At 39.1% G+C, this 23,865-nt stretch carries 23 protein-coding genes and 5 tRNA genes; 22 read left to right on the forward strand and 6 right to left on the reverse strand.

What is annotated here, in order from left to right; all coding sequences use genetic code 11:
- The first annotated feature begins 19 nt into the window (after positions 1–19).
- On the forward strand, positions 20–1,078 hold the full coding sequence (locus tag J4N24_RS23750; protein WP_207536240.1) for a porin: 1,059 nt from the start codon (positions 20–22) through the stop codon (positions 1,076–1,078).
- 104 nt (positions 1,079–1,182) lie between these two features.
- Here J4N24_RS23750 and J4N24_RS23755 read toward each other — a convergent pair whose 3' ends face one another.
- Positions 1,183–1,515 carry a single-stranded DNA-binding protein gene (locus J4N24_RS23755; RefSeq protein WP_207536241.1) on the reverse strand — a complete coding sequence of 111 codons (333 nt, stop codon included), beginning with the start codon at positions 1,513–1,515 and terminating at the stop codon, positions 1,183–1,185.
- 140 nt (positions 1,516–1,655) lie between these two features.
- Between J4N24_RS23755 and J4N24_RS23760 the strand changes: the two genes are divergently transcribed.
- From J4N24_RS23760 to J4N24_RS23860, 21 genes are all read left to right on the forward strand, one after another.
- The gene (locus J4N24_RS23760) at positions 1,656–2,021 is read left to right on the forward strand and encodes a DUF2116 family Zn-ribbon domain-containing protein (RefSeq protein ID WP_242691790.1); all 366 of its coding nucleotides are present in this window, start codon (positions 1,656–1,658) and stop codon (positions 2,019–2,021) included.
- Positions 2,022–2,034: 13 nt separating this feature from the next.
- The gene (locus tag J4N24_RS23765; protein ID WP_207536242.1) at positions 2,035–2,583 is read left to right on the forward strand and encodes a GNAT family N-acetyltransferase; all 549 of its coding nucleotides are present in this window, start codon (positions 2,035–2,037) and stop codon (positions 2,581–2,583) included.
- Positions 2,584–2,615: 32 nt separating this feature from the next.
- Positions 2,616–3,524 (forward strand): helix-hairpin-helix domain-containing protein, encoded by a 909-nt coding sequence (locus J4N24_RS23770; RefSeq protein WP_207536243.1) that lies wholly within the window; start codon positions 2,616–2,618, stop codon positions 3,522–3,524.
- 114 nt (positions 3,525–3,638) lie between these two features.
- Positions 3,639–3,830, forward strand: a complete 192-nt coding sequence (rpsU, locus tag J4N24_RS23775) for a 30S ribosomal protein S21 (RefSeq protein WP_207424734.1) — start codon at positions 3,639–3,641, stop codon at positions 3,828–3,830.
- Positions 3,831–3,903: 73 nt separating this feature from the next.
- The gene (locus tag J4N24_RS23780; RefSeq protein WP_207536244.1) at positions 3,904–4,785 is read left to right on the forward strand and encodes a tyrosine-type recombinase/integrase; all 882 of its coding nucleotides are present in this window, start codon (positions 3,904–3,906) and stop codon (positions 4,783–4,785) included.
- A 14-nt stretch (positions 4,786–4,799) separates the two neighbouring features.
- A complete protein-coding gene (hpf, locus tag J4N24_RS23785; RefSeq protein ID WP_207536245.1) occupies positions 4,800–5,144 on the forward strand; it encodes a ribosome hibernation-promoting factor, HPF/YfiA family in 345 nt (114 codons plus the stop codon).
- 170 nt (positions 5,145–5,314) lie between these two features.
- Positions 5,315–5,387 (forward strand) — tRNA-Thr (locus J4N24_RS23790).
- 70 nt (positions 5,388–5,457) lie between these two features.
- A tRNA-Tyr gene (locus tag J4N24_RS23795) sits at positions 5,458–5,538 on the forward strand.
- Between the two features lie 29 nt (positions 5,539–5,567).
- Positions 5,568–5,640: transfer RNA gene (locus J4N24_RS23800), tRNA-Gly, on the forward strand.
- A 62-nt stretch (positions 5,641–5,702) separates the two neighbouring features.
- Positions 5,703–5,774: transfer RNA gene (locus J4N24_RS23805), tRNA-Thr, on the forward strand.
- Positions 5,775–5,835: 61 nt separating this feature from the next.
- Positions 5,836–7,023 (forward strand): elongation factor Tu, encoded by a 1,188-nt coding sequence (tuf, locus tag J4N24_RS23810; protein WP_207424731.1) that lies wholly within the window; start codon positions 5,836–5,838, stop codon positions 7,021–7,023.
- 50 nt (positions 7,024–7,073) lie between these two features.
- A tRNA-Trp gene (locus J4N24_RS23815) sits at positions 7,074–7,144 on the forward strand.
- A gap of 13 nt (positions 7,145–7,157) precedes the next feature.
- Positions 7,158–7,352 carry a preprotein translocase subunit SecE gene (secE, locus tag J4N24_RS23820; RefSeq protein ID WP_207536246.1) on the forward strand — a complete coding sequence of 65 codons (195 nt, stop codon included), beginning with the start codon at positions 7,158–7,160 and terminating at the stop codon, positions 7,350–7,352.
- Between the two features lie 12 nt (positions 7,353–7,364).
- On the forward strand, positions 7,365–7,907 hold the full coding sequence (gene nusG, locus J4N24_RS23825; RefSeq protein ID WP_207424729.1) for a transcription termination/antitermination protein NusG: 543 nt from the start codon (positions 7,365–7,367) through the stop codon (positions 7,905–7,907).
- Between the two features lie 143 nt (positions 7,908–8,050).
- Positions 8,051–8,494, forward strand: coding sequence for a 50S ribosomal protein L11 (rplK, locus tag J4N24_RS23830; RefSeq protein ID WP_207424728.1), 444 nt, complete (start codon positions 8,051–8,053; stop codon positions 8,492–8,494).
- 22 nt (positions 8,495–8,516) lie between these two features.
- On the forward strand, positions 8,517–9,215 hold the full coding sequence (gene rplA, locus J4N24_RS23835; RefSeq protein ID WP_207536247.1) for a 50S ribosomal protein L1: 699 nt from the start codon (positions 8,517–8,519) through the stop codon (positions 9,213–9,215).
- A gap of 2 nt (positions 9,216–9,217) precedes the next feature.
- The gene (gene rplJ / locus J4N24_RS23840; protein ID WP_207536248.1) at positions 9,218–9,736 is read left to right on the forward strand and encodes a 50S ribosomal protein L10; all 519 of its coding nucleotides are present in this window, start codon (positions 9,218–9,220) and stop codon (positions 9,734–9,736) included.
- A gap of 60 nt (positions 9,737–9,796) precedes the next feature.
- Positions 9,797–10,174 carry a 50S ribosomal protein L7/L12 gene (gene rplL / locus J4N24_RS23845; RefSeq protein WP_207424725.1) on the forward strand — a complete coding sequence of 126 codons (378 nt, stop codon included), beginning with the start codon at positions 9,797–9,799 and terminating at the stop codon, positions 10,172–10,174.
- Between the two features lie 149 nt (positions 10,175–10,323).
- Complete coding sequence (rpoB, locus tag J4N24_RS23850) at positions 10,324–14,130, forward strand: DNA-directed RNA polymerase subunit beta (protein WP_207536249.1); 3,807 nt, start codon at positions 10,324–10,326, stop codon at positions 14,128–14,130.
- 78 nt (positions 14,131–14,208) lie between these two features.
- The gene (gene rpoC, locus J4N24_RS23855) at positions 14,209–18,495 is read left to right on the forward strand and encodes a DNA-directed RNA polymerase subunit beta' (RefSeq protein WP_207536250.1); all 4,287 of its coding nucleotides are present in this window, start codon (positions 14,209–14,211) and stop codon (positions 18,493–18,495) included.
- An 83-nt stretch (positions 18,496–18,578) separates the two neighbouring features.
- Positions 18,579–18,887: a DUF3467 domain-containing protein gene (locus tag J4N24_RS23860; protein ID WP_207536251.1), complete on the forward strand. Its 309-nt coding sequence runs from the start codon at positions 18,579–18,581 to the stop codon at positions 18,885–18,887.
- A 26-nt stretch (positions 18,888–18,913) separates the two neighbouring features.
- Here the strand turns inward: J4N24_RS23860 and miaA are convergent, their stop codons facing one another.
- The 5 genes from miaA to J4N24_RS23885 form a co-directional block, all read right to left on the reverse strand.
- On the reverse strand, positions 18,914–19,828 hold the full coding sequence (miaA, locus tag J4N24_RS23865) for a tRNA (adenosine(37)-N6)-dimethylallyltransferase MiaA (protein ID WP_207536252.1): 915 nt from the start codon (positions 19,826–19,828) through the stop codon (positions 18,914–18,916).
- Positions 19,829–19,908: 80 nt separating this feature from the next.
- A complete protein-coding gene (locus tag J4N24_RS23870) occupies positions 19,909–20,568 on the reverse strand; it encodes an IS1096 element passenger TnpR family protein (RefSeq protein ID WP_207536253.1) in 660 nt (219 codons plus the stop codon).
- Between the two features lie 76 nt (positions 20,569–20,644).
- Positions 20,645–22,057, reverse strand: a complete 1,413-nt coding sequence (locus J4N24_RS23875; protein WP_207536254.1) for a CCA tRNA nucleotidyltransferase — start codon at positions 22,055–22,057, stop codon at positions 20,645–20,647.
- Between the two features lie 67 nt (positions 22,058–22,124).
- Positions 22,125–22,691 carry an L-threonylcarbamoyladenylate synthase gene (locus tag J4N24_RS23880; RefSeq protein ID WP_207536255.1) on the reverse strand — a complete coding sequence of 189 codons (567 nt, stop codon included), beginning with the start codon at positions 22,689–22,691 and terminating at the stop codon, positions 22,125–22,127.
- Positions 22,684–23,802 carry a glycosyltransferase family 4 protein gene (locus J4N24_RS23885; RefSeq protein WP_207536256.1) on the reverse strand — a complete coding sequence of 373 codons (1,119 nt, stop codon included), beginning with the start codon at positions 23,800–23,802 and terminating at the stop codon, positions 22,684–22,686. The genes J4N24_RS23880 and J4N24_RS23885 overlap by 8 nt, the downstream gene beginning before the upstream one ends.
- Between the last annotated feature and the right edge of the window lie 63 nt (positions 23,803–23,865).

Genomic DNA, 23,865 nt, shown 5'->3' on the forward strand with positions numbered 1-23,865 from the left:
ACAATCAATCTTTTCTATTATGTTTAAAAAAGTACTAGCTCTTATCGCGCTGGCGGGGACCAGCTATGCAAATGCTCAAGATTCAACTTCAACACCTTTGAGTATTTCCGGATCAGTTGATGCCTATTACAAATATGACTTCTCTAAGGTTCCAAATATCCCTACAAGCTTTGCAACTGATCAAAATTCAGTTTCTCTCGGAATGATTGATATAGCGTTAAAGAAATCAACAGGCAAAGCATCTTTTGTAGGAGAGGTTTCTTTCGGGCCAAGAGGACAATATCAATCTATTCCAAACGGCGATAATGTAGATGACAATTCATTTCATATTCAAAATCTATACGCCACATATGCGTTCACAGACAAATTTTCTATGACTGCAGGATATATGGGCACATTTGTGGGATATGAAGTTATTTCACCGGTAGGTAATGTCAATTATTCAACTTCTTACCTGTTTACTAACGGACCATTTCAAAATGCTGGGATAAAGGCTAACTACGCTATTTCAAGTAAAGTTGGTTTAATGGCCGGGTTGTTTAATAATAAGTGGAATGTTTATCAGGCTGATGCCAACCAAGGTGTTAATACCTTTGGTGCTCAGTTGTCAGTTACTCCAATAGAGGGCTGGACTGCATATTTTAATTTATTAACGGGATATTCTTCTGGAACAATCCTGGATTTGACTACGGCTTATCAAATTACTGATAAATTTAAATTAGGTCTAAATGTTGCTGATTGGTCCGCTGGCGAAGGCGCTGATGATACTGGTTATACTGGTGTGGCGCTTTATCCTTCAGTTGCTCTGACTTCTTCTATTGGTCTTGGTTTGCGAGGTGAATATTTCAAAACAAAGAAAAATGGAGGTGTTGGTTTCGGTCCGGCAGCAGATGAATCTGTTACAGCTCTTACTGTTTCTGGTAACTTAAAAGCAGGTGGTCTAACTTTTATTCCTGAAATAAGATTTGACAATGCTTCAGTTAATTCTTTCTATAAAAAACCAGAGAGCCTTACCCTTGGAACTGCCGATACGAAATCTGCTTCTCAGTTTTCTCTAGCGGTAGTTTACGCGTTCTAATAACAAAAAACGATAGATTGACATTGAACGAAACTAATTTTGGTTTAGTGTTGTGAGGAGGGTCTGGCGTGAGTCAGCCCTCTTCTTTCTTTTTTTAATGCTTCCTATTTTTTGCCTAAGAGCAACACATCATTTACTACTATTTCAGTTACATGCCTCTTGACTCCGCTCTTATCAGTGTAACTTCTCGAGCTGAGCTTCCCTTCAATGCTTATCTTTGATCCTTTAGAAAGATACTTTTCTGCAATTGAAGCATTCTTATGCCACAGTATAAGATTATGCCATTGTGTTTCTTCTATCTTTTCCCCGTTCTCATTTCGATAATTAGTATTTGTTGCAATTGAAATTTTTGCAACTTTTTTGTTTCCAACTATTCTGATTTCGGGATCGTTTCCAAGGTGACCTATTAGTCTTACGCTATTTCTTAAATTACTCATGACGTATGTTATTTTTTTAGTTTTAGTTTTTGTTTACTTTCAACGATACAAAGTTGGGTAAGAAGGGTGAAGGTAGTCGGATATTAAATGCTTTTATACGTTTATAAGCGTTTGTACATGGATAATATAGGCCGTTAAGTATGATAGAGCGCTATTGCCTTGATTGCGGAAATTCGATAAAAGGAAGGTCGGATAAGAAATTTTGTGATGATCACTGTCGCAATAATTATAATAATCGACTTAAGATCGAAGATAGTTCTACTGTGAAGCAGATAAATGCGATTCTTAGAAAGAACAGGAGTATTTTACAGAAATTAAATCCTGAGGGAAAACTGAAAGTTAGCGCTCAGAAGATCTTAAGACTCGGTTTTAATTTCAATTATTTTACCCACACCTACGAGACCTATAAAGGGTCTGTATATTTTTTCTGTTATGAATACGGTTACCTGAAGCTAAACCAAGATGATGTTTTGCTAGTGAAGAGAAACGGCCAATTTAATTTATAATTTCATATCTGAAATGTTTAAAGTTCGTCCCGCAGTTAGTGAAGATTTTGATGGAATCTTCAACTTATACAAAATAGTAGCTTGCACAGTGGGAGGAATATCCCGGCTGGAAGAAGAGATATCTGAGACTTATATTAGGGAATTTATGTCCCAAGCTCAGACAAATGGGATTCAACTAGTGGTCTGTCTCAAAGAAGATCTAAATCAGATTCTTGCCGAAATCCACTGTTATAAGCCAGTTCAAAGTGTATTTGCTCATGTACTTACTGATTTGACTATCGTTGTTGCCCCTGAAGTACAAGGGAAGGGCTTAGGTAAACTTCTATTCAGAAGCTTGCAACACGAGATAAGAACTAAACGAAAAGATATTTTAAGGGTGGAGTTAATTGTTAGAGAGACTAATTTCCGGGCCATTTCTTTTTACAGGAGTATAGACTTTAGGATAGAAGGTCGATTTGAGAGGCGGATAGATTCGAGAAACGGCCGGTTTGAGTCGGATATTCCTATGGCCTGGTTTAATTCGGAATTTGAAAATCCGTACCTGAAGCGCAAAGAAGAATAATTTCACGCCTAATTTCTATCAACCTTATCAAGATGAATCTAAAAGAGTATTTTGAGTTTTCTAAGAAAGAACTGAATGGGTTAATTATATTATGTGTTCTACTAGTGCTTATTTTTCTGGCTCCGGATGTTTACTTGCAACTTAGGTCGGTAGATCAGGAAGTCCAGGACACAGCTTTCGATGCGGAAGTTGCAGAATTTCTGGCTTCTGCTGTCGATGATAAAGAGTATGGTACTAAGATCTTCAGTCATAACAAATGGACGTTGGAGAGGAGGAAGAAAAATGTTAAGTACTTTTTATTTAATCCCAATAATCTTCCAGAATTAAAGTGGCTAGATCTGGGGTTGTCTGCCCGGCAAGTTAAAGTCATAAAAAATTTTGAGGCGAAAGGTGGCCGTTTCTATAGGAAGGAAGATTTAAAGAAAATCTACTCTTTAGCGGCTGAAGATTACGCCCGATTGGAGCCCTACATTTTGATTCCCGAGTCCAAAAACAGCAAACCTCATTACAAAAAATTCGAGAGGGTATATCTCAAGAAGGAAGATGCTATTATAAATATAAATACGGCTGACTCGGCACAGTTAGAAACACTACGAGGGATAGGACCGGCTTTCGCAAGTCGCATTATCAAATATCGGAATCGATTAGGGGGCTTTTGGAAAAAGGAACAGCTGCTAGAAGTGTACGGCCTAGACTCTTTAAGATATAAAGGCTTAGAGAGTAAGATTCTGGTAGAACCGGAAACGATATTGAAAATTAATGTAAACTCTGCCACCTTTAATGAACTCAAGAGATTCCCTTATTTAAGTTATAAACAAATTAACGCTATTGTTCAGTATCGAAAGCAGCACGGAAACTATATATCTGCTAATGACTTGAAAAAGGTGCTTCTCCTGGATGATGAGGTAATAGGGAAAATAGCGCCTTACATCACCTTTTAAAGTAGTTTATGGAATTAAGGGGGAGTAGATGATTATTTTTAAATTAATATTTTGACTGTGAATAATTTACTTAAATTTGCAATCCCGAAAAAAAATGAGAGGAGGTATAAGAACATGATTATTATCAACGTAAAAGACGGAGAATCTTTAGACAAAGCTTTAAAGCGCTTCAAGAAGAAATTTGAGAAAACCGGAGTATTAAGAGAATTACGTAGTCGTCAGGCATTCGAGAAGAAATCAGTTGCACGTCGTAACGTGGTTAAGAAAGCTGTTTACAAACAAACTCTTACTCAGGAAACTGCTTAAGATTTTTTTAAAATTTCTTTAAATAATATTAACCTATTTGTATATTGCTTTTGCATTATTCAAATAGGTTTTTATGTTTCTAGAGCGTTTTAAGAGTTATCTTCAGTATGAAAAACGATTCTCTGAGCATACAGTGACCGCCTACATGAATGACCTGGATCAATTCAGGAGTTTCATTGAATCACAAAATCCCGATATTTTATCTGTTGGTCATCAGGATGTACGTTCCTGGATGGTTGACTTAATAAATAGTAGTATTGCTCCTAATACTATTAATCGAAAACTTTCAACTTTACGTACTTTCTATACCTTCCTTCAGCGGGAAAAGCTGATTGAGTTGAATCCAACACTTTTGATAAAAGCATTGAAGGCACCAAAGCGACTGCCAGTAGTAGTGCATGAGTCGAAAATGGATGATTTGCTGGATAGTGAAGGTGCTTTTGCTGAAGATTTCGAAGGCCGGCGGGATAAGTTAATTATAGAGTTATTATTTGGTACGGGAATTCGCCTTGCTGAACTCTTAAATATAAAGGAGGCGGACATTAATCTTTTTGATCAAAGTATTAAAATTTTTGGTAAAAGGAGTAAAGAGAGGATCGTTCCTTTAACATCACAAATTATTAATGAGATTAAAGAGTATTTGTCTGCAAGACAACTGCAAAATTTCGAGAACCTTCCAATTGAATTATTCGTAACAAAAGATGGAAAGAGGGCATATCCTAGTTTAATTTACAGGATAGTAAAGCGGTATCTTGATCATATTACTACGAATCAGAAGAAGAGTCCGCACGTTTTGAGGCATTCCTTTGCTACCACTTTGTTAGATAATGGTGCAGATTTAAACGCAATAAAAGAGTTACTGGGCCATGCAAGTTTAGCTGCTACGCAGGTTTATACTCATAATTCTGTTGAAAAGTTAAAATCAATTTATAAACAGGCCCATCCAAGGGCGTAAAAAAAGGAGGAAAAATGAGAATTTCTGTTCAATCTATCCACTTCAATGCAGACAAAAAATTGTTGGCTTTTATTCAAAAAAAAGCTGAAAAGCTGTATCAGTTTTCTGATAATATCCTAAATGCAGAGGTGTATCTGCGATTAGAAAACACCGAGGATGACGCGAATAAAATAACCGAAATTAAACTGAACCTCCCGGGTAGTCAACTTTTTGTTAAAGAGCAATGTAAGTCGTTTGAAGAGGCTATAGATCTGGCAATAGAGTCATTAAGAAGACAGGTAACAAAACATAAAACTAAGAACCGTTTAAGGCTAACTAATTACAAAGCGGAGATGAACTCCGTCCAAGCGTGGGCTTAGTAGTATGTTGTTCAATATATGTCCGGCTGTTTTCTACTGCCGGATTTTTTTTAAAAAAAATTTTGATGGATATAATATTTGCGTAGATTTGCATTCCCTTTCGGAGAGGTTCTCAATAAGAGAAAAACGCTTAAAGGGACGTTCTTTAAAAGGATATAATAAAATTAAAAGCCTCCTTAGCTCAGCTGGTAGAGCAACTGACTTGTAATCAGTAGGTCATTGGTTCGATTCCGATAGGAGGCTCAAAAATTTTAATTTTTAGTTTGCGTTAATCAATTTAAGTTGTACCTTCGCAGACCGAAAAAGAAAGCCTGGGGAGATACCAGAGCGGTCAAATGGGGCGGACTGTAAATCCGCTGCTTCGGCTACGAAGGTTCGAATCCTTCTCTCCCCACAATGGTGAATTTAGGTTCACCAGTTCATGCGGAAGTAGCTCAGTTGGTAGAGCGATAGCCTTCCAAGCTATAGGTCGCGAGTTCGAACCTCGTCTTCCGCTCATGAGCTAATAAAAGTTAACTACTAAGATGTATTTCTTAGTAGTTAACTATTTAGTATAAGGCCGAAGTAGCTCAGCGGTAGAGCACTTCCTTGGTAAGGAAGAGGTCGTGGGTTCAAGTCCCATCTTTGGCTCAGCGAAAAATTATTCGTTTTATTTAGAAAGTAAAATTAACCTACTAATTAGTATAAAAACATGGCAAAAGAAAAATTTGACCGCAGTAAACCGCACTTAAATATCGGTACTATCGGTCACGTTGACCACGGTAAAACTACTTTGACTGCAGCTATCACTAAAGTATTGGCTGACGCTGGTTTGTCAGAAGCTCGTTCATTTGATTCAATCGACTCTGCTCCTGAAGAAAAAGAAAGAGGTATTACAATCAATACTGCTCACGTTGAGTATTCTACAGCTAACCGTCACTATGCACACGTGGACTGTCCAGGTCACGCTGACTATGTGAAGAACATGGTTACTGGTGCTGCTCAGATGGACGGTGCAATCCTTGTAGTTGCTTCTACTGATGGTCCGATGCCACAAACTCGTGAGCACATTCTTTTAGCTCGTCAGGTAGGTGTACCAGCTCTAGTTGTTTTCATGAACAAAGTAGATATGGTTGACGATCCTGAATTGTTAGAGCTTGTTGAAATGGAAGTTCGCGAATTGTTATCGTTCTACGATTTCCCTGGTGATGATATCCCTGTAATCAAAGGTTCTGCATTAGGTGGATTGAACGGTGATGCTACTTGGGTAGGTAAGATCATGGAGCTTATGGATGCTGTAGATAACTACATTCCAATTCCTCCACGTTTGACTGATCTTCCATTCTTGATGCCAGTTGAAGACGTATTCTCAATCACTGGTCGTGGTACAGTTGCAACTGGCCGTATCGAGCGTGGTGTAATCAACTCAGGTGATCCTGTTGAAATTCTTGGTATGGGTGCTGAGAACTTGAAATCAACTGTAACTGGTGTTGAGATGTTCCGTAAGATCCTTGACAGAGGTGAAGCAGGTGACAACGTAGGTTTATTGTTACGTGGTATTGAGAAAACTGATATCCGTCGTGGTATGGTTATCTGTAAACCAGCTTCAGTAACTCCTCACACAGATTTCAAAGCTGAGGTTTACGTATTGTCAAAAGCAGAAGGTGGTCGTCACACTCCATTCTTCAACAAATACCGTCCACAGTTCTATTTCCGTACTACAGACGTAACTGGTGAGATTTCACTAGCAGAAGGTGTAGAAATGGTTATGCCTGGTGATAACGTTACAATCACTGTAAAGTTGATCAACGCTATCGCAATGGAAAAAGGTCTACGTTTCGCTATCCGTGAGGGTGGTAGAACAGTAGGTGCTGGTCAGGTAACTGAAATCTTGAAATAAGATACACTAATAATATAATAAGTCCGTTCTTGTGACGGACTTATTCATCCACGGGAATAGTTCAACGGTAGAATAGAGGTCTCCAAAACCTTTGATCAGGGTTCGAATCCTTGTTCCCGTGCAAAAGCTTTAAAATGGCTAACGTAATTCAATTTTTAAAAGAATCATACGACGAGATGACAACGAAAGTTTCATGGCCTACTTGGTCTGAACTTCAAAGTTCTGCTGTCATCGTACTTGTTGCTTCCCTGATAATTGCTCTTGTTGTTCTAGCAATGGATCAAATGTCTGGAGGTAGCTTGAAGTTGTTCTATCAATCAGTTGCATAATTTAGAGAATCAATGAGTGATCAACTGAAGTGGTACGTAGTACGGGCTGTTAGCGGCAAAGAGAAAAAAGTAAAACAGTATATAGAAGCCGAGGTTAATCGCCTTGGTATTTCTCATTTAGTTCCACAGGTTCTTATACCTATGGAAAAATATTATCAAATGCGTGAGGGGAAAAAGATTGCAAAAGAGCGCAATTATTATCCAGGTTACGTGTTGATAGAAGCAGCTTTAGATGGTGAGCTTGAACATATCATCAAAAATGTCAACAGTGTTATCGGGTTCCTTGGAGATAAAGGAGGTAATGCTGTACCTATGCGTCAGGCAGAAATTAACCGGATCCTTGGAAAAGTAGACGAAATGTCCTCTCAGGGAGAAACGATGAATGTTCCATATTACGTTGGCGAAAACGTTAAAGTAATGGATGGTCCATTCAACGGATTCAGTGGTGTTATCGAAGAGGTGAATGAAGAGAAGAAAAAACTGAAAGTTATGGTTAAGATTTTCGGTCGTCGTACCCCTCTCGAATTAAACTACATGCAAGTAGAAAAAGAATAAGTCAGATCTGGGATTTTACATAACAAGATTGAGGTAAGGTATCGAGCCTCAGATCTTAATTTTGCGATCTCATATCTCATTATAAAGATCTTAAATGTTACATGCTTCCACTACTAACATTAAGTACTAATTAAATTAATAAAATGGCAAAAGAAGTCGGTGCGTTAGTAAAATTACAAATCAAGGGCGGCGCTGCTAATCCATCTCCTCCGGTAGGACCTGCATTGGGTGCTAAGGGTGTGAATATCATGGAATTTTGCAAGCAATTCAACGCACGTACCCAAGATAAGCCAGGTAAAGTATTACCTGTTGTAATCACTGTGTATGTAGACAAGTCATTTGAATTTATCATTAAAACTCCTCCTGTTGCAATCCAGTTACTGGAAATTACAGGATTAAAGAGTGGATCAGCGGAGCCAAACCGTAAAAAGGTGGCTCAGGTTTCTTGGGAACAAGTTGAAACCATTGCTAAAGACAAAATGGTTGATTTAAATGCATTTACTGTAGAGTCAGCTATGAAAATGGTTGCCGGTACAGCACGCAGCATGGGGATTACCGTTTCTGGTACTGCTCCTTGGAACAATTAATTAACACAAATTCAGTTAAGAAGTGGCTAGATTAACAAAAAATCAAAAACAGGCACTATCCAAAATTGAGGCTGGTAAAGTTTATTCTTTACAAGATGCATCTGCATTAGTTAAAGAAATCACTACTACCAAGTTTGATGCTTCTGTAGATATCGACGTTCGTTTGGGCGTTGATCCACGTAAGGCAAATCAAATGGTACGTGGTATCGCTTCACTACCTCATGGTACAGGGAAAACTGTTCGTGTTTTGGCTTTGGTAACTCCGGATAAGGAAGAAGAAGCTAAAGCTGCCGGAGCAGATTTCGTTGGACTAGATGAGTATATTGCTAAAATAGAGGGTGGATGGACAGATGTTGATATCATTATCACTATGCCTAGTGTTATGGCTAAAGTTGGTCGTTTGGGACGTATTTTAGGTCCTCGTAACTTAATGCCTAACCCTAAGTCAGGAACTGTAACAACTGAGGTTGGCAAAGCAGTTACTGATGTTAAAGGTGGTAAGATCGACTTCAAAGTTGACAAAACTGGTATCATCCATACTTCAATCGGTAAAGTATCTTTCGATGCAGATAAAATTTATGAGAATGCACTTGAAGTTCTTCAAACATTATCAAAATTAAAACCATCTGCAGCAAAGGGAACGTATTTTAAGAGTATCCATATCTCTTCTACTATGTCTCCTGGAATTGAAATTGAAACTAAATCAGTAGCGGGGATCTAAGCATGAACAGAGAAGAAAAACACGAAATTGTTCAGGCTCTTTCTGAGCAGATCAAAGAGTACGGTAATTTCTATATTACTGATACTGCAGACCTTACTGTAGCGAAAATTAACGCTATCCGTCGTAAATTTTTTGACAACGGAATTTCAATCCAGGTTGCTAAGAACTCTCTTATTCGTAAGGCTATGGAAGCTGCTGGAGTTGAAGCTCCTGAGCTTTCAGAAGCATTGAAGGGTTCATCAACAATATTGTTTTCTACAGTAGCAAATGCTCCTGCTAAATTGATAAAAGAACTTAGAAAAACTGGTGACAAACCGGTTTTGAAGGGTGCTTACATTGATACGGCTGTGTTTGTTGGAGACAAACAATTAGATGCACTTGCGAGCCTTAAATCTAAGGAAGAGCTTGTTGGAGATATCATTGGATTGTTACAATCACCTGCGAAAAACGTACTTTCTGCTCTTCAATCAGGCGGAACTACAATTGCAGGATTAGTAAAAACATTACAAGAAAGAGGTTAAGACGGACACCTGTAAGGACGTCAATTTAAACAAAGTATTGAATTTTAAAATTTAAATAAAATGGCAGATTTAAAAGCGTTTGCTGAACAATTAGTAAACTTAACAGTTAAAGAAGTTAACGAGTTAGCTCAGATCCTTAAAGACGAGTATGGCATTGAGCCTGCTGCTGCAGCTGTTGCTGTTGCTGCTGCTCCTGCTGGTGATGCACCTGCAGCTGCAGAAGAAAAGACTGCGTTCGACGTTATCTTGAAAGAAGCTGGTGGTCAGAAATTAGCTGTAGTTAAACTAGTTAAAGATCTTACAGGCCTTGGTCTTAAAGAAGCTAAAGATCTAGTTGACGGTGCACCTAAAGAATTGAAAACTGGTGTTGCTAAAGACGAAGCTGAAGCTTTGAAAAAACAATTAGAAGAAGCAGGAGCTGTAGTTGAGATTAAATAATAATCGAACTCAATAAATTAATGGACTAGACTCCGGTTTTCACCGGGGTCTATTGCCATTTCTATCATACCCATTTTTGTCTGACTTGCAGAAATTGGTACAAAAGTCCAAATAAGTCGCAGTTTATTATAAACTAAAATCTTAATCCATTGGCAAACAGAAATCAAAGCGAAAGAGTAAATTTTGCAACCAGCAAACACGTGATAGATTATCCCGATTTTCTGGATGTGCAACTGCAATCTTTCAGAGAATTTTTCCAGCTGGAAACAACTTCAGACGACCGTCATCAGGAAGGGTTGTTTAAAGTGTTTGCTGAAAATTTCCCTATCTCTGATTCAAGAAACATCTTCGTACTGGAGTTTCTTGATTACTTTATAGATCCTCCTCGTTACGACATTCAGGAATGTATTGAGCGCGGGTTAACGTACAGTGTTCCATTAAAAGCTAAATTACGTTTATCTTGTAATGACGAAGAGCACGAAGATTTTGAAACAATTGTTCAGGATGTGTATTTGGGAACGATCCCATATATGACTCCTAAGGGAACGTTTGTAATCAATGGAGCTGAGCGTGTGATTGTTTCACAATTGCATAGATCACCGGGTGTGTTTTTCGGTCAAAGCCGTCACACTAACGGAACAAAATTATACTCAGCCCGTGTAATACCTTTTAAGGGTTCATGGATTGAGTTTGCTACAGACGTTAATAACGTGATGTATGCATATATCGATCGTAAGAAGAAATTCCCTGTAACTACTCTCTTACGTGCCATCGGTTATGATTCGGATAAAGACATTCTGGAATTATTCGAGCTGGCAGATGAAGTAAAAGTTAGCAAGTCTGGCCTGAAGAAATTCGTTGGTCGTAAGCTGGCTGCAAGGGTTCTTAAAAAGTGGGTAGAAGATTTTGTGGATGAGGATACCGGTGAAGTGGTTTCTATCGACCGTAATGAGATAATCCTTGAAAGGGAAACTATTTTAGAAGATGACCACATTGATATGATCATTGATGCTGGTGTTAAGACCGTAATCCTTTCGAAAGATGATGGTGTTAGCGCAGCAGATTATTCAATTATATATAATACTTTACAAAAGGATACCTCGAACTCTGAGAAGGAAGCGGTAGAGCATATCTATCGCCAATTGCGGAATGCAGAACCACCAGATGAGGAAACTGCTCGTGGTATCATTGAACGTTTATTCTTTTCGGATAAAAGATATGACTTAGGAGATGTTGGTCGTTACCGTATCAACCGTAAGCTTAAATTAGATACACCTGATGAGACTAAAGTTTTAACGAAAGCTGATATCATCGCTATCGTTAAGTATCTTATCAAATTGATCAATTCTAAGGCTGAAGTGGATGATATTGACCACTTATCTAACCGTCGTGTTCGTACGGTAGGGGAGCAATTATATGCTCAATTTGGCGTTGGTTTAGCCCGTATGGCTCGTACCATTCGCGAACGTATGAATATTCGTGACAACGAAGTATTCACTCCTACTGACTTAATTAATGCACGTACACTTTCATCTGTGATCAACTCGTTCTTTGGAACCAATCAGTTGTCTCAGTTCATGGACCAGACAAATCCTCTTGCGGAGATTACGCACAAGCGTCGTTTATCTGCGTTGGGTCCTGGTGGTCTTTCCCGTGAGCGTGCAGGTTTCGAAGTTCGTGACGTTCACTATACTCACTATGGTCGTTTGTGTACCATTGAGACACCCGAGGGGCCAAACATCGGTTTGATTTCTTCCCTGTGTGTTCACGCTAAAATCAATAATCTTGGTTTTATCGAAACTCCATATAGAAAAGTAGAAAATGGTAGGGTTGTAGTTGAAGAGCCTGTTATCTACTTGTCTGCTGAAGACGAAGACGGAAAGACGATAGCTCAGGCGAACGCTCAGTATGACGAGAAAGGCAATTTCGACTCCCCGCGTGTAAAAGCACGTTTTGAAGGTGACTTCCCTGTTATTGAGCCGGAAAGGCTTGATTTAATGGACGTGGCTCCTAATCAAATCACATCTATTGCTGCTTCATTAATTCCATTCCTGGAACATGATGACGCAAACCGTGCATTGATGGGTTCGAACATGCAACGTCAAGCTGTTCCTTTGTTACGTCCAGAAGCGCCTGTAGTAGGTACTGGTCTGGAAGGCCGCGTAGCGCGTGACTCACGTACGCTTATTAATGCTGAGGGGGATGGAGTTGTGGAATATGTGGACGCTAACGAAATCCGTATCAAATACGATAGAAATGACGATGATCGTTTAGTATCTTTTGAGGGTGAATCGAGGACATATCGTTTAACTAAATTTAAGAAAACTAACCAAAGTACTTGTATCAACCTGAAGCCGATTGTTAAGAAAGGCCAAAGGGTAGCTAAAGGCCAGGTTCTTTGTGAAGGATACGCAACTCAGGATGGAGAGCTTGCTTTAGGTCGTAACCTGAAAGTTGCATTCATGCCTTGGCAAGGTTTTAACTTTGAGGATGCGATCGTAATTTCAGAACGTGTGGTATCTCAGGATATCTTTACGTCTCTTCATATTGAGGAATTTGAATTAGAAGTTCGTGATACTAAACGAGGAGAAGAGGAATTAACTCCAGATATTCCTAACGTATCAGAAGAAGCAACCAAGGACCTTGATGAGAACGGTATCATTCGTGTTGGTGCTGAAGTTAAGGAAGGTGATATTCTTATTGGTAAGATCACTCCTAAAGGAGAGTCTGATCCTTCGCCAGAAGAGAAATTATTACGTGCAATCTTTGGTGACAAAGCAGGGGATGTGAAGGATGCTTCATTAAAAACTCCTCCTTCGATTAGCGGTGTTGTAATTGATACAAAGCTGTTCTCACGTGCTAAAAAGACATCTAAAGCGGAAGAAAAGTCTCAGCTTGATAAATTAGATGCAGGTCATGATAGAGCAATGAAGCAACTTAAAGATAGTTTGATCGATAAGTTATTCACAATTGTTAATGGTAAAACTTCTCAGGGAGTTTATAATGTTTACAAAGAACTTCTTATACCAAAAGGGGCTAAGTTCACGCAAAAAATGTTGGTTGAGCTGGAATATGCAAATATCAACCCTACTAAATGGACTACCGACGACGATAAGAATGAGCTAATTAAGCAATTACTTCACAATTACAACATCAAGTTGAACGAAGAGCTTGGTGCTTATAAACGTGAGAAATTCGCTATCAGTGTAGGTGATGAGCTTCCATCTGGAATTGTTCAGATGGCCAAAGTATACATCGCTAAGAAACGTAAGCTACGTGTAGGGGATAAAATGGCGGGCCGTCACGGAAATAAAGGTATCGTTGCCAGAATTGTTCGTGATGAGGATATGCCGTTCCTTGAAGACGGTACTCCCGTTGACATTGTTCTTAACCCATTAGGGGTGCCTTCCCGTATGAACCTTGGACAGATTTATGAAACTGTACTTGGTTGGGCTGCAAAAGAGCTTGGAGTGAAATTCGCTACTCCTATTTTCGATGGAGCGACACACGAAGAGGTAGAAGAGTGGGTTGCAAAAGCAGGTGTGCCTGCTTCTGGAAGAACTTATCTCCACAATGGCTTAACAGGTGAGCGTTTTGATCAACCAACTACTGTAGGTATTATTTATATGCTGAAGCTGGGGCACATGGTTGATGATAAAATGCACGCTCGTTCAATTGGTCCATACTCGTTAATAACACAACAACCTTTGGGCGGTAAAGCACAGTTCGGTGGTCAGCGATTTGGAGAGATGGAGGTGTGGGCACTTGAAGCGTTTGGTGCCGCCAATATCCTGCAGGAGATCTTAACAGTAAAATCGGACGATGTTGTTGGACGTGCGAAAACATACGAAGCGATTGTAAAAGGCGAGAATCTTCCAACTCCTTCTGTTCCAGAATCATTCAACGTGTTGGTTCACGAGTTAAGAGGACTTGGTTTAGATATCACACTAGATTAATAATGAATGATAGAAGGATCGAATTCAAGAGTTCAATCCTTCCTTCATTCTCTCATTCAATTATTTGAATAAAGAGATATGTCTTATAAAAAGGATAATAAAATAAAAAGTAACTTCACCTCGATTACTATCAGCTTAGCGTCTCCAGAGTCTATTCTTGAACGTTCAAGCGGTGAGGTTTTAAAACCGGAAACAATCAACTACCGTACTTACAAGCCGGAGCGTGATGGTTTGTTCTGCGAGCGCATTTTTGGTCCTGTGAAGGATTATGAGTGTCATTGCGGTAAATACAAACGTATCCGTTATAAAGGCATTGTGTGTGACCGTTGTGGTGTTGAGGTTACTGAAAAGAAAGTACGTCGTGAGCGTATGGGACACATTAACCTTGTTGTTCCTGTTGCCCATATCTGGTACTTCCGTTCATTACCTAATAAGATAGGTTATTTGTTAGGCCTTCCTACCAAAAAGCTAGATCTTATTATTTATTATGAGCGCTACGTTGTAATTCAAGCAGGTATTAAAGAAACAGACGGAATCGCTAAAATGGATTTCCTTACTGAAGAAGAATACCTTGATATTTTAGATACGCTTCCAAAAGAAAATCAGTACTTAGACGATAAAGATCCTCAGAAATTTATTGCTAAAATGGGTGCTGAAGCCCTTGAGGAATTGTTAAAACGTATCGATCTTGATCAGTTGTCATACGACCTTCGTCACCAGGCAGCTAATGAAACTTCCCAGCAACGTAAAAATGAAGCATTAAAACGCCTTCAAGTAGTTGAAGCATTTCGTGGTGCGAGGGAGAATATTGAAAATCAGCCAGAGTGGATGATCGTTAAGATTGTTCCTGTTATTCCACCGGAACTTCGTCCATTAGTGCCATTAGAGGGCGGGCGATTTGCTACTTCTGATTTAAATGACTTATATCGTCGTGTTATCATCCGTAACAACCGTTTAAAAAGACTTATTGAGATCAAAGCTCCTGAAGTAATCTTACGTAACGAAAAACGTATGTTACAGGAAGCAGTTGATTCGTTATTCGATAATTCTCGTAAGGTTAATGCTGTTAAAACTGAAGGTAACCGTGCTTTAAAATCTCTTTCAGACATTTTGAAAGGTAAACAAGGTCGTTTCCGGCAGAACCTGTTAGGTAAACGTGTGGATTATTCTGCTCGTTCTGTAATCGTTGTAGGACCAAATCTGAAACTACACGAGTGCGGATTACCCAAGGATATGGCTGCTGAGCTATTTAAACCATTCATCATTCGCAAGATGATTGAAAGAGGTGTAGTTAAGACAGTAAAATCGGCCAAGAAAATTGTTGATCGTAAGGATCCATTAGTTTGGGATATTTTGGAAAATGTTCTTAAAGGACACCCAGTGTTACTAAACCGTGCTCCTACACTACACCGTTTGGGTATTCAATCATTTCAACCAAAGCTCGTTGAAGGTAAAGCGATCCAACTACACCCATTAGTTTGTACAGCATTCAACGCCGACTTTGACGGTGACCAGATGGCGGTTCACGTTCCACTTGGTAATGCGGCAATCCTGGAAGCTCAAGTATTAATGCTAGCTTCCCATAACATTCTTAACCCTGCAAATGGTACTCCTATTACTGTTCCTTCTCAGGACATGGTACTTGGTCTCTATTATATTACCAAAGGTCGTAAGACGGATGATAAGCGGGTAATGAAAGGTGAGGGGCAGACTTTCTATTCTGCTGAAGAGGTTATTATTGCTTATAACGAGAAGAAAATTGATCTTCACGCTTTTATCAAGGTAAAAGGAAAGATTAAAGAAAAAGACGGTTCGATCGTTACTAAGTTAATTGATACTACTGTGGGACGCGTATTATTTAATCAACATGTTCCTGAAGAAGTAGGTTATATTAATGAACTCCTTACTAAAAAATCACTTCGTGATATTATTGGTGAGGTGGTAAAGATGACCGGAATGGCTCGCGCTGCTCAGTTCCTTGATGACATCAAGGAATTAGGGTTCCAGATGGCATTCCGCGGTGGCCTTTCATTTAACCTTCAAGATCTTAATATCCCTGAAGCTAAGGTTAAATTGATCGAGCAGGCTTCTCAAGAGGTTGAGGAGGTAATGAATAACTATAACATGGGATTCATTACCAATAACGAGCGTTATAATCAGATCATTGACATTTGGACACGTATCAACAATCGTTTGACAGCAAACGTGATGGAGATCTTGTCGACGGATAATCAAGGTTTTAATTCTGTGTACATGATGCTTGATTCCGGGGCGCGTGGTTCTAAAGAGCAGATCCGTCAGCTTTGCGGAATGAGAGGCTTGATGGCTAAACCTCAAAAGTCAGGTTCAGGTGGTGAAATTATTGAGAACCCGATCCTTTCTAATTTTAAAGAAGGATTATCGGTACTTGAATATTTCATTTCTACTCACGGTGCTCGTAAAGGTCTTGCGGATACGGCATTAAAGACAGCTGATGCTGGTTATCTAACACGTCGCTTACATGACGTGGCTCAAGATATGATTGTTGGAGAAACAGATTGTGGTACTTTAAGAGGTATCTTCACAACAGCATTAAAAGACAACGAGGATATTGTTGAGCCTTTATACGATCGTATTTTAGGTAGAACTTCTTTACATGATGTTTACGATCCAATTTCAAATGAACTTTTAGTATCGGCGGGTCAGGATATAGATGAAGATATTGCTCATGCTGTTGAAAACTCAGCACTTGAAGGAATTGAAATTCGTTCAGTTCTAACCTGTGAGAGCAAGCGCGGTGTTTGTGCCCTTTGTTATGGACGTAACCTTGCAACTGGTAAGCGTGTTCAGGCAGGTGAAGCTGTTGGTGTAATTGCAGCGCAGTCGATCGGTGAGCCTGGTACTCAGTTAACACTTCGTACATTCCACGTGGGTGGTACTGCATCAAACATTGCCGCAGAATCTCAGATCAATGCGAAATTCGATGGTGTTATCGAGTTTGAAAATATACGAACTGTTCCTTATACAACAGAAGAAGGTCCGGTAGAAGTAGTTCTTGGTCGTTCTGGTGAGTTCCGAATTGTTGAACCAAACAGTGGAAGAGTAATCATGACTAACAACATCCCTTACGGTTCGTATCTGTATGTTAAAGAAGGTGATAAAGTAACTAAAGGTGACAGAATTTGTAGCTGGGATCCGTATAATGCGGTTATTATTTCAGAGTTCTCTGGTAAAATTGAATTTGAAGCTGTTATCGAAGGTGTTACCTTCCGTGAGGAATCAGATGAACAAACAGGGCACAGAGAAAAAGTTATTATCGATACCCGCGATAAAACTAAGAACCCGGTTATTAAGATTGTCGATAGCACTGGTGGGGCAGTAAAAGGTTACAATATTCCAGTAGGTGCTCACATTGCAGTTGATGAAGGCACTAAAGTTAAAATGGGTGAGGTTATTGCTAAGATCCCTCGTTCCACAGGCAAAACTCGTGACATTACGGGTGGTCTTCCTCGTGTAACCGAGTTGTTCGAGGCTCGTAACCCTTCAAATCCAGCTGTAGTAACAGAAATTGACGGTGTAGTTACCTTGGGAGGTGTTAAACGTGGTAATCGTGAAATATCTATCGAATCAAGAGATGGACAAATTAAGAAATACCTTGTTCCACTTTCTAAGCACATCCTTGTACAGGATAATGACTTTGTGAAAGCTGGTATGCCACTTTCTGACGGATCTATTTCTCCTGCAGACATCCTTGCAATTAAAGGTCCTGCTGCAGTTCAGGAGTATCTGGTAAATGGTATTCAAGAAGTTTACCGTCTACAAGGCGTAAAGATCAACGACAAGCATTTTGAGGTCATTGTTCACCAGATGATGCAAAAAGTTAGAATTGAAGATCCGGGAGATACACGTTTCTTAGAGAACGATGCTGTAGATCGTTGGGATTTCATGCTTGAAAATGATGACATCTTCGATAAGAAAGTTGTTACAGAACCAGGTGATTCTCCAAACTTAAAGCCAGGTCAGATAATTTCTGTACGTAAGCTTAGAGATGAAAATTCTATGCTTAAACGTAAGGATATGAAACTTGTAGAAGCACGTGACGCAATCGCTGCAACTTCAAGCCCACTATTGCAAGGTATTACGCGTGCATCACTAGGTACCAAATCATTCATATCAGCTGCTTCCTTCCAGGAAACAACTAAAGTGCTTAACGAAGCAGCTATCAGTGGTAAACGTGATAATCTTCTAGGATTGAAAGAAAACGTAATTGTTGGTCACTTGATTCCTTCAGGTACTGGTTTACGAAGCTATGATCGTATCATTGTTGGTTCTCAGGAAGAGTACGATAAACTTATGGCTTCAAAGTACGAAGAAGCTGAGGCTTAGTTAACTTTAAGGTCTTAAATCTAGACCTTCTTAAATAGAATAAAGTCCCTTCATTTATGGAGGGACTTTTTTATTTTTACAATATGGAAGAGAATAATAACGACAATCAGTTAAATATAGAATTATCGGAAGAGGTAGCTGAAGGAACCTATGCTAATCTTGCCATTATTACACATTCAAACTCGGAGTTTGTATTGGATTTTATTCGTGTGATGCCTGGGGTACCGAAGGCGAAAGTGAAATCGAGAATTGTTCTTACACCTGAGCACGCAAAGCGTTTGCTGCATGCCCTGGAGGATAACATTGCCAAGTTTGAGTCTGTAAATGGACGAGTGAGAATTCAGGAGGAAGGATTACCATTAAACTTTGGAGGTCCGACAGCTCAGGCTTAACGTTTTATGCATAAGAAAGGGCAGAATTAAAGGTCTTCTGCCTTTTCAGTTATATGGTTAATTATCAGATCCAGTTCAGACGGCTCGAACCAATTAAAACCTTTATCTTTTTTAAACCATGTAAGTTGCCTTTTGGCAAATCTTCGTGTGTTTTGTTTGATTTGTTCTACTGCTTCCATCTGTGTTATTTTCCCGTCTAGATAATCGAAAACTTCAGAATAGCCTACAGTATTAAGTGCGTTTAGATTACGATAAGAGTTAAGCTGCTTCACTTCTTCAACGAGGCCTGCCGTAAACATCATTTCTACACGATGATTAATTCTGTTATAAAGCTTATCTCTATCCATATTAAGCCCAATTTTTATGATATTAAAATCTCTGTTTCTCCGTGTTCCTGTCCTAAAGGACGAAAAGGGTAAACCTGTACTTAAGCAAACTTCTAATCCTCTAATTATTCTTTGGGGATTGGAAAGGTCAACTTCGGAGTAGTATAGGGGATCGAGCTGCTGAAGTTTTTTTTGAATTACTTCAATTCCATGCTCTGCAAATATCCTGTTTAGATCTTCTCTTATAGAAAGTGTCGCTTTAGGAACTTGGTCAAAACCGTCTGTAATGGCTTTAACAAATAGCCCCGAACCACCAGCAAGAATTAGTAAATTGTGCTTTTCGAACAGTGTTTTAATTAATTCAAGTCCCTGCTTCTCAAAATCGCCCACTGTAAAATTATCAGTTATGTGATGAGAGTTTATAAAATGATGAGGCGCAGCCCTTAGTTCTTCAAATGATGGTTTAGCCGTGCCAATAGACATTTCTTTATAGAACTGGCGAGAATCGGCGGAGATAATTTCTGTTGAAAAGTGCTGTGCTATTTTTATTGCCAGTTCTGTCTTACCTATCGCTGTCGGCCCTGCTATTACTATTAATGTTTTCTTTAAGCTCATGGCATAAATAGAAATAGTTCGTAGCTTGTTATAAATTAACTAACTACGAACTATTTGTCTTCTAAAACTCTAATCAGGATCTAATAGTCGTCCTTATTGTTGTTTCCGTAATCGTCAGAATCGTAGTTCTCGTTGTCCGAGAACTCGTCCATAAATTCGTCTTTCTCCTCTTCACCTTCACCTTCCTCTGTATGATGGCTCATACCAACTCCAAGATCTTCATCTTCTACTGCTAAATCATCTGTTTCCTCTGGTTCGAAGTCGTCGTCATTAAGTAAGAAGTCAAGATCATCAGGCTCTTCTCCGGTGCCAGCAGGAGCGATGGTTGGTACTATAGCTTTTGGAGCCTCTCCAACACTTTTTGAAAGTGAAGGATATTCTTTTCCTGGCTCAAGATCTAAAATTTTTACCAGCTCTACGTGAAAGTCGAAGGGGCGATCGAAATTATATGTATAATAGAACTTTTGGTGAGGATCATCAATGAAGCGGTTCAGCTTAGTCCCCGTCATCTGAGTGATACCACGATCTAATTTTCTTTGAGTAGGTAAGTAAGCTATTTCATCCCCTTTGATCCATTGATCGTTACTCACGTAGAACGACGAAGACTGTTCCGGATTGTATCCCGTACTTTTATGTATGGCATGATGCAAATCTTCGAATGTTTGAGTGGATTTTATATCGATCTCTCTTATTATATCATCGTAATCTTCGAATGAAACCCTAAATCTGTAAATCGCCATGTCTGTATTATTTTATGCGAAATAATAAAATTGGAGTAACATTTAACGCCATTTTTATTACAAAGTTTTAAAATTGTTAATTCTGATCTGTTAAAGGAGCAAGTCCTAATTCTTTAGCCTTTTCGAGCATAAAGTGAAATGCTTCATCTCTGGAGTTTTTAATTTCCCCCTCAAGAATAGCCTCCCGTATCTGATTCTTTATTATACCAACTTCCTTGCCAGCAGGTATCCCAAATGTTTCCATTATATCATTTCCGGTAACAGGTGGCTGCCAGTTTCGAATCTGATCACGTTCTTCCACGTCCTTCAATTTTTGTTTTACTAATTCGAAGTTTTGGCGATATTTCTTTTTCTTGAAATCGTTCTTGGTGGTAACGTCGGCATGGCATAACATCATCAAGCTGTCGATATCTTCTCCTGCATCAAAAAGCAATCTTCTTACTGCTGAATCTGTGACTACATCTTGAGCTAATACAATCGGTCTTAAATGTAGCTGAACAAGTTTTTGGACAAACTTCATTTTTTCATTCAAAGGAAGCTTCAGTTGAGTGAAGATCTTAGGAACCATCCTGGCTCCTTTATCCTCATGACCATGGAAGGTCCAACCGTGGATTTCATCGAAACGTTTGGTTGCTGGTTTTGCAATGTCGTGTAAGATTGCTGCCCACCTTAGCCATAAGTCATTGCTTAGTTCAGCTACGTTATCTAATACCTCAAGGGTATGATAGAAATTATCTTTGTGTCCTTTTCCGTTTTTATAATCCACGCCATATAGGGCTACCATTTGAGGAAATATAAGATGCAGCAATCCCGTGTCAAACATAAGCCGAAAACCAGTAGAAGGTTTTTTGGAAAGAACTACTTTATTGATTTCATCAATAATCCTTTCTATCGACACTATTTTGATTCTTTCTCTGTTTTGATTTATGGCATTTAGAGCTTCATCATTAATAGTAAAGTCTAGTTGAGTTGCAAAGCGAATAGCTCTCATCATCCTAAGGGGATCATCAGAAAAAGTCTCTGCGGGATTTTGAGGTGTGCGGAGTATTCTGGAATTAAGATCGTCCAAGCCGCCAAAAGGATCCAGTAATTCACCGAAAGTAGCTCCATTAAGCGATATTGCCATGGCATTTATGGTAAAGTCTCTGCGCTTCTGATCGTCAGACAAGGTCCCGTCTTCTACAACTGGCTTACGAGAGTGTGCTCTGTAAGACTCTTTTCTGGCACCCACAAATTCAACCTCAAGTTCATTGAACCTCAACATTGCAGTACCGAAATTCTTAAAGACATTTAATTGTACTTTAAGCGCATCTGCTACTTTTTCGGCAAAAGCTATCCCATTGCCAACAACTAAAATATCTATGTCTTTTGAGGGACGACTTAGAAAGATGTCTCTAACAAAACCTCCAATTACATATATTTCAGCCCCCTCGTTATCTGCAAGGACTGAAAGCTTTTTGAAAATAGGAAGTTTGAGGTGCTGTTTCATAAAAAGGAAATCTCCTTCCTTACTGAGGAGAGGATGATTTTTGACAAAAATAACTTAATTGTTTGGATTACCTGCGAATAAAGGCAAATCGGCCGTCTGGCTCAAGTTTCATTATTGTAGAGACTTTTTTTTCATCCAGGTCATCTTGCCCAAAGCTGGCTATTAAATCCACCCCATCTTTAACTGCCTCTGAAACTTCGCTAAAGTTTCTTGGGCTCGGCTGCCCAGAAATATTGGCAGAGGTGGATACTATTGGTTTGCGAAATCTTTGGATCAACTGTTGACAGAATTGATGCTTCACAATACGAATACCAATACTTCCATCTTCATGAATAACATTTTTTGCAAGATTTTTAGCACCGGAATAGATAATAGTTAAGGGGTTTTCAGCATACTCTATTAAATCATAAGCAATTTCTGGAACGTTAGAAACATAGCTCTCAAGCTTGTTTTCTGAGTCAAGTAATACTATCAAACTTTTACCCGCATCACGCCCTTTAAGCTTAAATATTCGTTCAACTGCTGCTTCGTTAGTTGCGTCGCAACCTACTGCCCAAATAGTGTCAGTTGGATATAGAATTACACCTCCCGAATTAAGAATCTCTAAAGCTTTGTTTATGTCGTCTTTAAGCATTGTTAAGCGCTTTATAGTATGTTTGAATCAAATTTTTTGAAAGCGTATTTTCAGTGAATTTTTGAACATATCGATGGCCTTCGGTCACTATAGAAGCTCTTTTTTCGGGGTTATTTATAATGTTATTAATCTGCCACGCAAGTTGAATTTCATCCTGGGGATGGACATACCTGGATGCAGGTCCTCCTGCTTCTTCCAAGCAAGACCCCGTAGCTGCTATAACCGGAACTCCTGAATACAGTGCTTCTATTACAGGGATTCCAAACCCTTCAAATTCAGAAGGATATACAAAAATTTCAGCTGATTGATAAATTACTGGCAGATCATTTATGGGAACATTTTTAAGAAAGATCACACGTTCATGCATTTGATGAGCCGCTATGTATTCTTTAACTTCCCTTGCATAGTCAGTTTCCCTGCCAATAACAACCAGCTTGATATTTTTTTGCACGGCATTATTAAGAGCTTTTACAATAAGCAGCAAGTTCTTTCTCTCTTCGATTGTGCCAACATTCAGAATGAATTTCTCGGGCAATTTATACTCCTTACGAATTTTCTGTTTCTCTTGCTCTGTGGCCTGATTCTGAAACAAATGATTACAGCCTTGATAAACGACGTCAATCTTATCTTCCTGGATACGGAAAAAGGATACAATGTCTTCTTTGGTTTGCTTACTTACTGCGATTATCCTGGATGCATTCTTACATGCATATTCAAATTTGTACTTGTATATCTGTCTGTCGATATAAGGATAGTAATCAGGAAAGCGGAGGAAAATCAGGTCGTGGATTGTCACAATAGAGGGAATGCCAGATTTAGCAATACCCATTGGTAGCTCATTACTCAATCCATGAAATAGATCAACTTTGTCTTTCTTGAGATCAGATACAATAAGCCCACTGCGCCATAAGGTTGAGTTTATTAGTTTGGATGGCTGACGGTATTTAATACAATTTGGAATACCCAGATTGTTTTTAGGCGACTTGGGAGTGTATAAGTAATATTGATTCTCTGGAAAATGATCAGCAAGAAGATTCAGAACGAAGCGACTGTAATTGCCAAGTCCGGTAAAGTTCTGAACAGCTCTTTTTCCATCAAATCCTATACGCATGTTTTTAGGTTTACTAAGAGGCTAAAGGTAAAAGTAAAACATTGTCTAAGCAATTTTGCTTCA

This window comes from Desertivirga arenae, from assembly GCF_017355785.1.
Lineage (GTDB): Bacteria > Bacteroidota > Bacteroidia > Sphingobacteriales > Sphingobacteriaceae > Desertivirga > Desertivirga arenae.